Below are 12,559 nucleotides of genomic sequence, written 5' to 3'. Positions count from 1 at the left end.
TCCACGCTACAGCGCGGGGGACGAACCGTCCCGTGTCCGCCGGTACATGCTTCGATCACTCCGGGCAGGACTGTTCTGGGCGCCTTCGGGCGTATCGGTGAACGTCTCATTTGCAGTTGCGGAACCTTTGTCGTGAACCGGGTTTCGGCCGCGGGAATGTGCGAAGCTTGGATCTGTGATTCACACATAGCGAGTCGCGAACCACTGAGGTTCATGTCGCGAATGTCTGAATCACACCGATGGCTCCGCGAAACTCGGAGAGTGGGCGTCATGACGAAGACCGCGGCAGTGTGCGGGATTCCCTGGAGGCTGGAGGACGGCGGCTGCGCCGTCCTTCCCCTGCCGGGCGACGAGTCCATCGCCGCGGTGGCGCGGTCCCAGGTCAAGGGGCTGCTGCCCGCGCTCGGGCTGTCCGTCCGGGACGTCCACGACCTCGCCATCATGGTCAGCGAGCTGGCGACCAACGTGCTGCAGCACGCCACGTCCGCCTCCGGCGACGGGCTCCCGGGGGCCGAGCTGTGGGTGTACCAGCGGAGCGGCGAGCGGGGCCGCGACGAGCTGGTCGTCAAGGCGTTCGACACGCTCCGGCAATGGCGCCGCCGCCGCGAGACGGCCGGTGACGTGCACGAGCACGGCCGCGGCCTGGAGATCATCCGGATTCTGGCGGACGGCCGGTGGGGGCATCACCCGTCCCGGTCCCGGCTGGGCTCCCCGGCCGTCCGGGGCAAGGCCACCTGGTTCGCGCTGCCCATCACCCGCACCGTGCCCGGCCGCCGCCACGCCCGGCAGGTCGACGGGCCGCAGGCGATGCGGAACCTGGAGACGCTCCTCGTCCAGCGCGGCGTCGGCCGTCTCAGGCGCAAGGACGAGCTCGGCGTCAGCATGCTCACCGGTCCCGGCGATCTGACCGTGTGGTGCGAGACCGCGACGTTCCGCTGGTGCGCACGCTCCGGCGAGACCGGAAAGCTCCCCGTCTCCGACATCACGGAGGTGTGCGAGCAGGTCGTCCGGCTCTACGAGGCCCTGGACGACCGGGAGTAGGAGGGGGCCGCGTAGCCTGACCGCACCGGAGAGCGGCGGTCAGGCCATGCGGCACCGTTCCGACGGCCGCTCAGGGACGCGGAATGGCGACGGCGTCGTACGAGACGTGCGGGGTCGGTTCCGTGCTGAAGAACTGGATGTTCGGCAGGTACAGCCGGGAGCCGAACGCGGCGATGGTCGTCGGCAGGTCGAACCGGCTGTCCGTCACCCGCCGCACGACGCGCCCTTCGGTGCCCGCCGCGTTCAGCCGCAGGACGGCCACGGTGTTGAACCGGTTCTGGACGGCGTACAACGTCCGGCCGTGCAGCAGCATGCCGTCGCCTTCCGAGAGCGACTCGCCGTGCAGGTCCACGCGGCGGGTCGTGCCGGACGCCGGGTCGACGTGGAACAGTCCGCCGGTGTTCCCCTGCACGACGAGCAGGCCCCGGCCGTCCGGGGTGGGCGTGATGCCGTTGGCGTTGAAGGCGGCGCTGCCGGGCCCGGTCTGGTAGACGAGGTCGCCGGTCAGCGGGATCCGGACGGCGTCGTCCGGCAGCCGTCCCCCGTCCAGCGGCAGCTTGTAGAGCACCGGGTTGGTGGAGTCGGTGATCCAGGCGGCGCCCTGCGTGAGGATCACGTCGTTGACGAAGGTCGCGCCGGTGGCCAGCCGGTAAGAGGCCAGCAGCTTGCCGGTGCGGGTGTCGATGACCCGCGCGTCACCGCCCGCGCCGCCCGCTACGAACAGCCGTCCGTGCGCGTCGGTCTTCATCCCGAGCGCCTGCGTGCCGGGGCCGGGCCCGCGGCTGAGGATCGCGCCGCGTCCGGTGCGCAGGTCGGCGCGGTAGACGGAGCCGTCGGCCATGGAGCCGACGTAGGCGAACGGGCCGGGCCCGGTCGCGATCCCCTCGGGCTGGAACCCGTCCGGCAGCCGGATCGTGGACGGGAACGGGTCGACGGCGGCGGTCTGGTCGGCGGCGGCCTGGGCAGGCGCGCTCAACGTCCCGGCCAGGACGAGCGGGAGCGCGAGCAGAGCGGAGATTCTTGAACGTCGCACGGGAGGACCTTTCAACGCTGAAATGTTCAACACTGAAGACCGTACGCCGGTGATACCTTGGCGTCAAACACTTCAACGTTGAGAGGTGGAGGTCGTGGAGCAGGAACGTGACGCCGTGGACCTCATCGTGGAGCAGTGGGCCCGCGCCCGCCCGGACCTGGACGCGTCCCCCATGCGGGTTCTCGGCCGCCTGTCCCGGGTGACCCGGCTCGTCGAACGCGAGCTCAAGGCGCTCTTCAGCGAGTTCGGGCTGGAAAGGGGCGAGTTCGACGTCCTGGCCACCCTCCGCCGCGGCGGCTCGCAAGACGGGATGACCGCCGGCATGCTGGCCCGCTCCTCGATGGTGACCTCGGGCGCCGTCACCAACCGGCTCGACCGGCTCGTCGCCAAGGGCTACATCACGCGCGACGTCGACCCGGCCAACCGGCGCACCGTCCTCGTCGCCCTCACCCCCACCGGCCGCGACCTCATCGACCGAGCCGTCGCCGCCCACCTCGACAACGAACAGCGCATCCTCGCCGCACTCGACCAGCACCAGCAGGACGACCTGGCCGCGACCTTGCGCACCCTCCTCCTAAGCCTCGGCGACGAGTCGACCGCCCCCCGCCCACTAGGCGACCCCTGACCCTCGGCGACGAGTCACGCGACCCCCGGCACGCCAGGCGGCCTTTGAGACCCGCCCGCAGACCAGCACCAGGCCGACCCCGGGAGTCTCGCAGGGGCCGGCCTGTCGTGCTGGGTCGGACGTGGTCTGGCGGTCGTGTCGGCTTGCCGTCACGCTGCTGTTCGGGCTCGGCGACGACGCACGCGACCTCCGGCACGCTGGGCGGCCTTGGAGCCCCGCTTCCAGATCAGCACAGGCCGACCCCGGCGGGACGTCCCGTCGGGGTCGGCCTTTGCGCTGGTCGGACGGGGGTCAGTTGGTCGTGGGCGTGACGTCGGCGCGGACGCGGCGGGCGGCCGTGACCAGGTTTCGCAGGGACGCTTCCGTCTCGGGGTAGGCGCGGGTCTTCAGGCCGCAGTCGGGGTTGACCCAGAGCCGTCCGGGGTCGACGGCCCGTAGCGCGCGCCGCAGGTTCTCCTCGATCTCGTCGGCGCCGGGGACGCGCGGCGAGTGGATGTCGTACACCCCCGGCCCGATGCCGTTCTCGTACCCGGCGGCGCGCAGGTCGGCGACGAGTTCCATGTGCGAGCGGGCCGCCTCGACGCTGGTCACGTCGGCGTCCAGCGCCCCGATCGCGCCGATGATCTCGCCGAACTCGGAGTAGCACATGTGCGTGTGGATCTGCGTCGTGTCCGCGACGCCCGAGGTCGCGAGGCGGAACGCGCCGACGGCCCACTCCATGTAGGCCGGACGGTCGGCGCCCCGCAGCGGCAGCAGTTCGCGCAGCGCGGGCTCGTCCACCTGGATGACGCGGATCCCGGCCGCCTCCAGGTCGGCGATCTCGTCCCGCAGCGCGAGGGCGATCTGCCGGGCGGTGTCGGCGAGCGGCTGGTCGTCCCGCACGAACGACCAGGCCAGCATCGTCACCGGGCCGGTCAGCATGCCCTTGACCGGCTTGCTCGTCAGCGACTGCGCGTACGTCGCCCACTCCACCGTCATCGGACGCGGCCGCGCGACGTCGCTGTGCAGGATCGGCGGCCGGACGTACCGCGACCCGTACGACTGCACCCACCCGTGCTCCGTGGCGGCGTACCCGTCGAGCTGCTCGGCGAAGTACTGCACCATGTCGTTGCGTTCGGGCTCGCCGTGGACGAGGACGTCCAGGCCGAGGTCCTCCTGCAGCGCGATGACGCGGGCGATCTCGTCCTTCATCGTCTGCTCGTAGGCGTCGGCGGTGAGGCGTCCGGCGCGGAGGTCGGCGCGGGCGCGGCGGATCTCGGGGGTCTGCGGGAACGAGCCGATCGTCGTCGTCGCCAGCGCGGGCAGGCCCAGCTCGTCCCGCTGCGCGGCGAACCGGACGGCGCGGTCGCCGCGGCCCGTCCCGTCGCCGAGCGAGTCCAGCCGGGCGCGGACGCCCTGGTCAACGCTCGCGGGCGGCGCCGGCGTCTCGGCCGGGGACGGGCCGTCCTCCAGCCCCTGCAACGGGCCGTCTTCGCGCAGCGCCCGCCCGACCGCGACGACCTCCGCGACCTTCTGCCGCGCGAACGCGAGCCGTCCTCGGACGCCCGGGTCGAGCGAGGTCTCGGCGTCCAGGTCGATGGGGACGTGCAGCAGCGAGCACGACGTGCTCACCACGATCTGATCGACGAGCCCGAGCAGCGACGCGCAGGTGGCCTTGGCGCGGCGCTGGTCGGCGCGCCATACGTTCCGTCCGTCCACCACACCGGCGACGAGCGTCTTGCGCGGCAGCCCGCCGACCGACGCGAGGACGTCGAGGTTGTCCGGCCCGGCCGCGAAGTCCAGGCCGACCGCCTCGACACGGCTGCCCGCCAGGACGCGCAACGCGTCCGCGCCGATCGTGCCGAAGTACGTGGCGACCATCAGCCGCGGCCTGCTCGTCAACCGCCCCAGCCGCGCATACGCACGAGCGAGCGCCGCGATCTCCTCCTCGCTGCGGTCGGCGACGAGGGCGGGCTCGTCCAGCTGAACCCATTCGGCGCCCGATCCCGCCAGCCGTTCCAACACCTCCGCATACACGTCGATGAGCCCGTCGAGCAGATCGAGCGGCCGGAATTCGCCCGGCGCGTCCTCCGCCGGCTTGGCCAGCAGCAGGTAGGTGAGCGGCCCGACGAGCACCGGCCGCGTCTCGATCCCGAGCGCCTTGGCCTCCCGGTACTCGACCAGCGGTTTGGCCGCCGAGCCGTCCGCCAGCCGGAACCGCGTGCCCGGGCCCAGCTCCGGGACGATGTAGTGGTAGTTCGTGTCGAACCACTTCGTCATCTCCAGCGGCGGGACGTCCTGCACCCCGCGCGCCATCGCGAAGTACCGGTCGAGCCCGCGCAGATGGCGATACCGGTCGGGGACGGCGTCGACGAGCACGCTCGTGTCGAGCACCTGGTCGTAGAACGAGAACGTGTTGGACGGGATCGCGTTTAGACCGGCGTCGCGCAGGCTCGTCCAGACGTTTGCGCGCAGCTCGGCACCCGTCTTGGCGAGCGCGTCGGCGTCGGCGCGTCCGGCCCAGAAGTCCTCGGTGGCGAACTTCAGCTCCCGGCGCGGCCCGATTCGGGGATATCCCAGGATCGTCGTGTTCATGGCGCTTTCCCTCGCTGTGCCATTGGCGGACGCGCGGGGAGGTGCGCACGATGGACCGTACGCCGCTGACCTTCCCGCGAGGCCGCAGACCACCGCGCGCCGGGCGGCGCGCGGGCGGAGGCAGGTCTTCGGACTCGCGGGCATCGCTTCCCGGAAGAAGCGTCCTACTAACCGTCGCTTCCCAGGCCGTCAGGCCCAGTGCGTGATGACGGCGGTCGTTCCCACTCACCGCTGCGGGGCAGTCCCGGATTCGCACCGGGTTCCCTCTTACGACACTCGAAACCGAGTGAACCGTCCGCAATCCGGAGTCTATCGACACCTCGACCCGGTGAACTCAGGCGAGCGCCTCGCAGTGAACGCGACGGCCTTCGGCCCGACTCCGCGACGTCCCCGGCGTCCCCGGCGGCCGCTCGCGCCACCAGCCGCTCCGGCGCCCGCGAGAGCCAGGCGCGACGTACCCAGTGGTTGAGCTGACCGCGAATGTGACGATTCCAGAGTCGGTGACATGGTCTGTCCGAATGCGGCCAATGATCTTGTTAATGGGCGCATGTGCGGTGACCGTGGTGATTCACGCTCCCCATCTCAGCGGGCTGGCGCCGTTTGCCGCTGAACCCGGCACGTCCCTTTCAAGGACGTCGATTCTGTTTCGCATGCCAGCATTTCCGGAGGGCTCATTCATGAGTGCCATTTCCACGACCGCCAGACTGGGCATCGTCGGCGCCGGTGTCGCCGCCCTTACCTCGACCGTTCTCGCCTTGGGCGCGTCGGCCGCCGCCGCCCCGTCCGTCACGGGCTCCACCCTCATGGAGACGGCCACGCACCAGCAGTGCGTGGCCGAGATGGACACCACGTCCATGAGGTGCTTCCAGACCGAGCAGGAAGCCGACGCCTACGCCAATGCCAGGCAGGCCACGTCGGCATGGAAAGTGCATGTCATCCTCTACGACCCGAGCGGCTACGCCAAACCGTCGATCAGGCTGGGGTCCGAGGGCAAATGCACGAAAAAGAAGGGGGACGTGGACGGCGTCCAGCCGGATCTCGGCGACCTCGGCTGGAATGACAGGGCAAGTTCATTCGTCACCCGCAACCGCTGCGACATGAAGGCATGGAACGGCAAGGGATACGACGGCAAGCACTTCAAGAAATACCGCGACCACGACATCGAGCTCACCGGCTTGAACAACAAGATCTCCTCGTTCAAGACCACGTGACCCGGTGACGTCCACGCCGTTCAGGGAGGACGTCCGGGACGTCCTCCCTGAACCAAAGGCGCTGGTCAGGTGCGGAGATTGTCCTGCGTGGCGCAGCCTCGGCTGTTCACGCAGACCTGGATCTTGACCGGGAGCCCCTCGCGGAAGCCGCCGGTCCAGTTCTTACGCTCGTTGGGCTTGAGCTTCCACTGGAAGTAGATCTTGTTGTTGACCCACGCGAAGAAGTAGGCCGTTGTGCCCGTGCTGTTGGCGACGCCCCATTTCTCGCCACGGGCCCTGAACCTGACTTCCGCCCAGGTGTCGCCGGCATCGCCGGACCAGTACCGGTGCGCATAGCCGCTGACGCCGCCGTCGTCGCCGTCCACTGGCTGGCGGTCGGTCAGCGACTTCCATTCCCCTCGCAGTTGCGACGCCTGCGCAGGCGCCTTGGACGGCGTCGTCCCCGTAGTCGCTTGCGCCGGTGAGACGAGCCCCCCGGCCATTACCGGCGCGGTCACGGCGAAGACCGCGGCAGTCGCCATCGCGCCGACCTTGCCGGCGCGCCCTCTGGTGCGGATTTGCATGAGCTTTTCCCCCGTAAGTGAGGTGATCACGTACACCCATGAGATGCCGCTCATGTCAGCGCGGTTCGTGTCCTAAACACGCCACAACCACCCCGCCCACCCCCACGTCCGCACGCACGCGGTACCAACCACCGGGGGCGGCTCAAAGAAAGAGTCAAATCCAGGCGTACGTCACCCTGGATAAGGTCGGAATGACCTGAGTGATGGTGATCACCGGACTGCGCGACGACGGGAGTTATGAGCATGCTCGAGAACAAGAACGCCATCATCTACGGCGGGGGCGGCTCGCTCGGTGGCGGTATCGCCAAGACCTTCGCCCGCAACGGGGCGAAAGTCTTCCTGACCGGGCGGACCCGCGACAAGCTCGATGCGGTGGCCGGAGAGATCACCGATGCCGGTGGCGTCGCTGAGGTGGCCGTGGTCGACGCCCTGGACGAGCGGGCCGTGGACGAGCACGCCAGGAGCGTTGTCGCCGCGGCAGGCAGCATCGATGTGTCCCTGAACCTCATCACGCGCGGGGACGTGCAGGGGATCCCGCTGGCCGAGATGACCACCGCCGACTTCACCCGTGCCATCACCACCGGGGTGACGACGAGCTTCATCACCGCGCGGGCGGCGGCCCGGCACATGATCGAAAAGGGATCCGGCGTGATACTGGCGTTGAACAGCGGCTCAGCTCACGGCAGCCCGATGATGGGCAACACGGGACCGGCCGACGCGGCGATCGACACCTTCATCCGCAATCTCGCGGCCGAGGTCGGGCCGCACGGCGTCCGCGTCCTCGGCATGTGGGTGGCCGGAGTTCCCGACACCTTGTCGCCGGAAAAGCTCTGGACGGCCGACCACAACCTGAACCTTGCGGATGAGGCGGCCTTTCAGGGACTTCTCACTCAGTTGGATGAGATGCGGATGCTTCGCCGCTCACCGCGCCTGGCCGACATCGCGGAGTTGGCCACGTTCCTCGCCTCCGACAAGGCCGACGCCGTGACCGGTTCCTTCGTCAACGCCACCGGAATGTTTCCCAGCTAACACGCGCACCCACCTGCAGCTTCAGGATGGAAGACACTCACCCTTGAGGGTCTCCGCGAAACGCCGAAAGTCGCTGCGGCTCAGGATGAGCTTAGGCCCATCGGGATCTTTGCTATCCCGAACGGCCACACTCTCAGTAACGGCGGCAACTTCTACGCAGTCTCCGCCGTTCTCTGTGGACTTGCTTGCCTTGCGCCACGCGGAGTGATTTAGGTCCATTTCTCGACCTCATTCCTGGAGACCGGCTTGCTACTAGATGTTGTTGAGGATCTGAGTGAGGCGGCGGAAATCGGTGTGGCTCATGGTGAGTTTGGGGCCTTCAGGATCCTTGCTGTCGCGGATAGCCACGGTCTCAGGATCGCTGGCGACCTCTACGCAAGCGCCACCATTTTCGCCGCTCTTCATGGCTTTGCGCCAAGTGAGGTTGCTCAAGTCCATTTGGTTTCTATCACCTTTCTTATCATCTCCCGTGTCATGTTCGCCGGGAGAGCCTTGCTTCCCAATGTCCTCAGAGCTTGAGCTAGCCCAGTGAGATCGTTCTCGTCTTCGGTCGTGATGCCGCGTACTGTCGTCTCAAGATACGCCACCTCGCTCCGGTCGTTCATTGTCGCGAGAATGAACGCCCCACCGGTCGCGGCAGGAACACCATCATCGTGCATGACGACTTGGATCGTGACGTTCGGTAGCTCGCTCATTACTATCAAGTGCTCTAGCTGCTCCCTCATGATCTCTGGCGAACCGGTGAGGGTGCTGAGCGCATTCTCGCTCACGAATGCAAGCAGAGTGGTGGGAGCGGGGACATCGCGCGTAAGGATCTCCTGACGGGCCATGCGCGCCGCTACCTTCTCATCGGTCCCTAGGAAGGCGCGAGCGTAGCGCTCTTTCTGGAGGAGGCCGGGGATGATGGTGTGCTCCCACCAAGTCAGTACGTTGGCCTCGGCCTCTACCTCGGGCCAGTCGAACCAGGTAGGGACGCCCAGGCGCCCGTCGTCCCTGGCGAGGTCGTCGTAGAGGTTGAGCAGGACGCCGCCCGCCTTGAGTTCCGGGTCCATGATCTCGACGAACTGGCGTTTGCACCGTTTCTTCCCGCTCTCGACCTGCGAGACGAAGGATGCGGTCTTGCCGGTGCGCTGCCCGACGCGGGCCTGACTCAACCCAGCACGTTCTCGGTACCGCCTGAACTGGCGTCCAAAAGCCGCCAGCGCGGGTGACGTCACTGCACGTCGTCGGGGGGATGCCATGATCGTCACTCCTCAACCGGCCGAAACCGCTCGTTACCGAAACGACAAGATCGCTGACGAGATGTTGTGTCTTTCCGAAGGTTAACAATAACTCTCTGTCGATGGGTGGCTTACTGAGAGAAATGAGGACCCAACACGTTCAGAGGGCGGAGCGATGACAGCAGGGGCTTTTGCGCCGGAGAGGCCGGCGCTTGTTCTGGAGCCGACGGACCAGGCGCCCGCCAAGGCGCGGCGCTATCTCAGTGAGCGGTTCCGTGAACTGGGGTGCGACGACGACTACGTTGGACGGGTCGTGGTTACGGAACTGGTTACGAATGCGTACAAGCACGTCGGATTCGGGCAGATCGTGGTGCGGGTTTTCCCGGACAAGCGGGACGATCTGGTCGTGATCGAGGTCGGGGACGAGGGCGTGGGGACGCCGGTCGTCCGGGACGAGGACCACGCGTCCACGAGCGGGCGGGGGCTGCTGCTGGTGGTGCAACTCGTCCGCGACTGGGGTGTCCGGTCGCTCGACGGGGAGGGGAAGGTCGTATGGGTTCGTTGCGGCCGCTGAACGTCCGGGCGGAGCTGTTCGTGCTGCGGTGGCGGACGCGTCTGGGGCGGGCCACGGCGATTCACTACCTCGATCTGCTCGACGTGGCGGTCGCGTCCAAGGGCTACAGGTGCGTCAAGGTCTACCAGGCTGAGGAGGTCCCCATCCGTCCGCCGCTGCTGTGGGTCTTCGCGTTCAGCCCGGACAACCACGTCAAGGTGGCGGTGAGCGTGCGCGCCACGCCTGGCGGTACCTGGAGCTACTACGAGGCCGGACGAGGCAGGCACGGCTACCTCTCGCCCTGCGGCGACGCCAAGCACGCCACCGAGCAGGTGGACGCGCTTCTCAGGCACCGCATGTTCCCCGCCACCTGGTAGGCCGTCCGGTGCGGTGTGTCCGCGACTCAGGGTGAGTCAGGGGCGTCCAGTTTTGCCGCGATGGCGTAGTGGATTTCGATGTCGCGGTAGGTGGTGTTCTCTTCGACCTTGTCTGGCAGGTTGGTGCGGTCGCTGCCGGACGTGGAGTCGCCGCTGGCGTTCCCCGTGAACACGACCGAGACTTCGGGGGCCACATCGAAGCGGAGTTCGTCGGCTTTCACCTTGGCTGTGAAGAGGATGTCGGCTGTGCGGCGGCGTTCTGCGTCTGGGAGCCCGTCATGAGTCATGGTCGGTCGGCTCCTTTTCGGATGAGCGGGCTGCTGGGAGATCATCCGGAGTAGTGCCCGGCCGAGATCACGTACGGACTCCTCGGTCCCGTGCAGGGCGGTCTGGAGGTCCGTGCTCTCCTCGCTGTCGGACTTGGCTTCGTGTGTGTCGTCCTCGTCGCCGGTGCCGTTGACCGCCTCGCTTGCGCTTTCGCCCGCGTTTTCGGCTGCGCGCCCGGCGCTCTCGGCTGCTCCGCCCGCGCCTCTGCCCGCGTTTTCGGCTGCGTGTCCGGTGCTCTCGGCTGCGCGTCCGGTGCCTGCGCCTACGTCTTGGGCTGCTTTGCCTGCGCCCTTGCCGACGTCTTGGACGGCTCCACCTGCGCCTTGGCCCACGTCTTGGACGGCTCCGCCTGCGCCTTGGCCGACGTCCTGGACGGCTCCACCTGCGCCTTGGCCCACGTCTTGGACGGCTCCGCCCGCGCCCCGGCCGACGTCCTGGACGGCTCCGCCCGCGCCTCGGCCTACGTCCCGGACGGCTCCGCCTGTTCCCTCGCCGACGCTTTCCACTGCGCCGCCTGCGCCCCGGCCCACGTCCTGGACGGCGCCCTTCGCGCCCCTGCCGACCTCGCCCACCGCGGTGCCCGTGCCGGTGCCGATGTCGCGGACCGCGGTCTCCACACCGCGGCCGATGTGCTGGAGGATCTCGGGGTTGCGGTCGAGCGTGGTCAGGACGCGGTCGACGATGACGGCCACGTTGTCGAGCCGGACCTCTAGGTGCGCCTGCGCCTCGACGCCTTTGATGTCCAGCTTGACCTTGCCGAGGAACACGTCCGCGCCGACGTTCAGCCTGAGCAGGTCGAGGACTTGGGCGACGAGTGAGACGTGCGCGTCCAGGTTCTCGACTTCGAGGGAGATCTCGTCCACCTTGAGCTGCGGTACGTCGAGATAGACGTCCGGTCCCTCGCTCGGTTGCGGCCGACTGTCGGGAGTCACGGGCCTGCCGGTGAGACCTTCCGGCCTGTCGCCGGATGCGTTCCGCTCGCGTTCTGGTTCCGGATTGCCGGACGCGTCGTCGCCCATCGTTTCCCCCGATATTCGGTCCGTTTGAATTGCCGTACCCGCGGACGCGGGTCTATGCCCGGCCGTGCTCGCGGTCCCGGCCTTCGGACTCCTGTTCCTCCTTGACGGCATCCTCGTGGGTCCTGACCACTTCGCCGTCGCGGATCTCACCGCGCCAGCCCTCGACCTCCTCCTGGTTCAGGAGCGTCTGCGTCATCATGTGGCGCTGGACGTTCTTGAATTCCAGGCGGAGGCGGCGGCCCTGGGCGCGCCACAGGTTCGCGGTCTTCTCGAAGAATCCGTCCGGGTGGTATTCGGCCACCAGCAGGACCCGCGTCATGGTGGGCGCCAGCTCGTGGAAGGTCACGGCGCCGTCGACATATCCGTGGGGGCCCTTGGACGTCCACACGATCCGCTCGTCGGGGACCTGTTCGGTGATCGTGGATTCCCAGCTGCGGTGGGACCAGAGGATCTGCGCCCGCCAATTGACCTTCTCGTCGGACTCCTGCTCGACGCTCTCCACCTTCTTGGTGAAGCTCGGGAAGTCGGTGAACCGCGTCCACTGGTCGTAGGCGACGCGCCGCGGCAGGCCCACGTCGAACTCCTCGACGATGTTGGTGGCCTTCGCCTTTCCGGCGCCTCCGTCCTTTCCGGAGCCGCCGCCGCCAACGGCTTCCTTCGCCTTCTCCTTCGCGCCCGCCACGCCCGCGCCGAGGCCCGCCTTCAGTGGGCCCGCGCCCTTGGCGAGCTTCTCCGCGCCGGCCGCCGCTGCCTTCTTTCCGGCTCCATCGCCGTCCGCGGCGTCGTTCAGCCGCCGGGTCATCCCCTCGATCCTGCCGCTGGCCTTCTCCAGCGTCCGCACCATCAGCGTCTGGACGAACTCCCGGCCGGCGTCCTTGAGCCCCTCCACGGGACCGCGCTGGCCGGTCCTGCCGTCAGCGCGTTCGTCGGTGCCTGTCTCCGGCATGGTCATCACTTCGCTTCGTCATTGCCTCCGTCTTAGATGGC

At 68.3% G+C, this 12,559-nt stretch carries 14 protein-coding genes and 1 riboswitch; of the genes, 6 read left to right on the top strand and 8 right to left on the bottom strand.

From position 1 onward, the window contains the following. Positions 1-270 precede the first annotated feature (270 nt). Positions 271-1,041: an ATP-binding protein gene (locus tag ACH35V_RS15030; protein ID WP_395972798.1), complete on the top strand. Its 771-nt coding sequence runs from the start codon at positions 271-273 to the stop codon at positions 1,039-1,041. A gap of 70 nt (positions 1,042-1,111) precedes the next feature. On the opposite strand, the gene ACH35V_RS15025 is transcribed toward ACH35V_RS15030, so the two are convergent. Beyond that, on the bottom strand, positions 1,112-2,074 hold the full coding sequence (locus ACH35V_RS15025; RefSeq protein WP_395972797.1) for a superoxide dismutase: 963 nt from the start codon (positions 2,072-2,074) through the stop codon (positions 1,112-1,114). A 94-nt stretch (positions 2,075-2,168) separates the two neighbouring features. Here ACH35V_RS15025 and ACH35V_RS15020 point away from each other — a divergent pair, with 94 nt between their 5' ends. Then, positions 2,169-2,699, top strand: coding sequence for a MarR family winged helix-turn-helix transcriptional regulator (locus tag ACH35V_RS15020; protein WP_395972796.1), 531 nt, complete (start codon positions 2,169-2,171; stop codon positions 2,697-2,699). Positions 2,700-2,990: 291 nt separating this feature from the next. Here the strand turns inward: ACH35V_RS15020 and metE are convergent, their stop codons facing one another. Beyond that, on the bottom strand, positions 2,991-5,273 hold the full coding sequence (gene metE, locus ACH35V_RS15015) for a 5-methyltetrahydropteroyltriglutamate--homocysteine S-methyltransferase (RefSeq protein ID WP_395972794.1): 2,283 nt from the start codon (positions 5,271-5,273) through the stop codon (positions 2,991-2,993). Positions 5,274-5,374: 101 nt separating this feature from the next. Beyond that, positions 5,375-5,584: riboswitch (cobalamin riboswitch) on the bottom strand. Positions 5,585-5,827: 243 nt separating this feature from the next. On the opposite strand from metE, the gene ACH35V_RS15010 reads away from it, so the two are divergent. After that, on the top strand, positions 5,828-6,484 hold the full coding sequence (locus ACH35V_RS15010; RefSeq protein WP_395972792.1) for a hypothetical protein: 657 nt from the start codon (positions 5,828-5,830) through the stop codon (positions 6,482-6,484). 65 nt (positions 6,485-6,549) lie between these two features. Here ACH35V_RS15010 and ACH35V_RS15005 read toward each other — a convergent pair whose 3' ends face one another. Then, the gene (locus tag ACH35V_RS15005; RefSeq protein WP_395972791.1) at positions 6,550-7,101 is read right to left on the bottom strand and encodes a hypothetical protein; all 552 of its coding nucleotides are present in this window, start codon (positions 7,099-7,101) and stop codon (positions 6,550-6,552) included. A gap of 189 nt (positions 7,102-7,290) precedes the next feature. On the opposite strand from ACH35V_RS15005, the gene ACH35V_RS15000 reads away from it, so the two are divergent. Then, positions 7,291-8,076 (top strand): SDR family NAD(P)-dependent oxidoreductase, encoded by a 786-nt coding sequence (locus tag ACH35V_RS15000; protein ID WP_395972790.1) that lies wholly within the window; start codon positions 7,291-7,293, stop codon positions 8,074-8,076. 21 nt (positions 8,077-8,097) lie between these two features. On the opposite strand, the gene ACH35V_RS14995 is transcribed toward ACH35V_RS15000, so the two are convergent. Genes ACH35V_RS14995 through ACH35V_RS14985 form a run of 3 tightly spaced genes read right to left on the bottom strand, consistent with a single transcriptional unit; the run spans position 8,098 to position 9,317 of the window. Then, entirely contained in the window at positions 8,098-8,295 is a 198-nt protein-coding gene (locus tag ACH35V_RS14995; protein ID WP_395972789.1) for a DUF397 domain-containing protein, read from the bottom strand. A 33-nt stretch (positions 8,296-8,328) separates the two neighbouring features. After that, entirely contained in the window at positions 8,329-8,514 is a 186-nt protein-coding gene (locus ACH35V_RS14990; RefSeq protein ID WP_395972788.1) for a DUF397 domain-containing protein, read from the bottom strand. Continuing rightward, positions 8,505-9,317 (bottom strand): helix-turn-helix domain-containing protein, encoded by an 813-nt coding sequence (locus ACH35V_RS14985; RefSeq protein WP_395972787.1) that lies wholly within the window; start codon positions 9,315-9,317, stop codon positions 8,505-8,507. Before ACH35V_RS14985 ends, ACH35V_RS14990 begins: the two co-directional genes overlap by 10 nt. 154 nt (positions 9,318-9,471) lie before the next feature. On the opposite strand from ACH35V_RS14985, the gene ACH35V_RS14980 reads away from it, so the two are divergent. Continuing rightward, complete coding sequence (locus ACH35V_RS14980) at positions 9,472-9,870, top strand: ATP-binding protein (protein ID WP_395972786.1); 399 nt, start codon at positions 9,472-9,474, stop codon at positions 9,868-9,870. Continuing rightward, a complete protein-coding gene (locus tag ACH35V_RS14975; RefSeq protein ID WP_395972785.1) occupies positions 9,849-10,226 on the top strand; it encodes a hypothetical protein in 378 nt (125 codons plus the stop codon). Before ACH35V_RS14980 ends, ACH35V_RS14975 begins: the two co-directional genes overlap by 22 nt. Positions 10,227-10,252: 26 nt before the next feature. Here ACH35V_RS14975 and ACH35V_RS14970 read toward each other — a convergent pair whose 3' ends face one another. Continuing rightward, on the bottom strand, positions 10,253-11,572 hold the full coding sequence (locus ACH35V_RS14970; protein WP_395972784.1) for a hypothetical protein: 1,320 nt from the start codon (positions 11,570-11,572) through the stop codon (positions 10,253-10,255). Positions 11,573-11,624: 52 nt separating this feature from the next. Continuing rightward, positions 11,625-12,524, bottom strand: coding sequence for an SRPBCC family protein (locus ACH35V_RS14965; RefSeq protein WP_395972783.1), 900 nt, complete (start codon positions 12,522-12,524; stop codon positions 11,625-11,627). Between the last annotated feature and the right edge of the window lie 35 nt (positions 12,525-12,559).

The sequence above is a fragment of the Actinomadura sp. 1N219 genome, assembly GCF_044326405.1.
Lineage (GTDB): Bacteria > Actinomycetota > Actinomycetes > Streptosporangiales > Streptosporangiaceae > Spirillospora.
The sequence above is the reverse complement of the archived record's forward strand: the minus strand, read 5'-3'. Positions and strand labels throughout refer to the sequence as shown.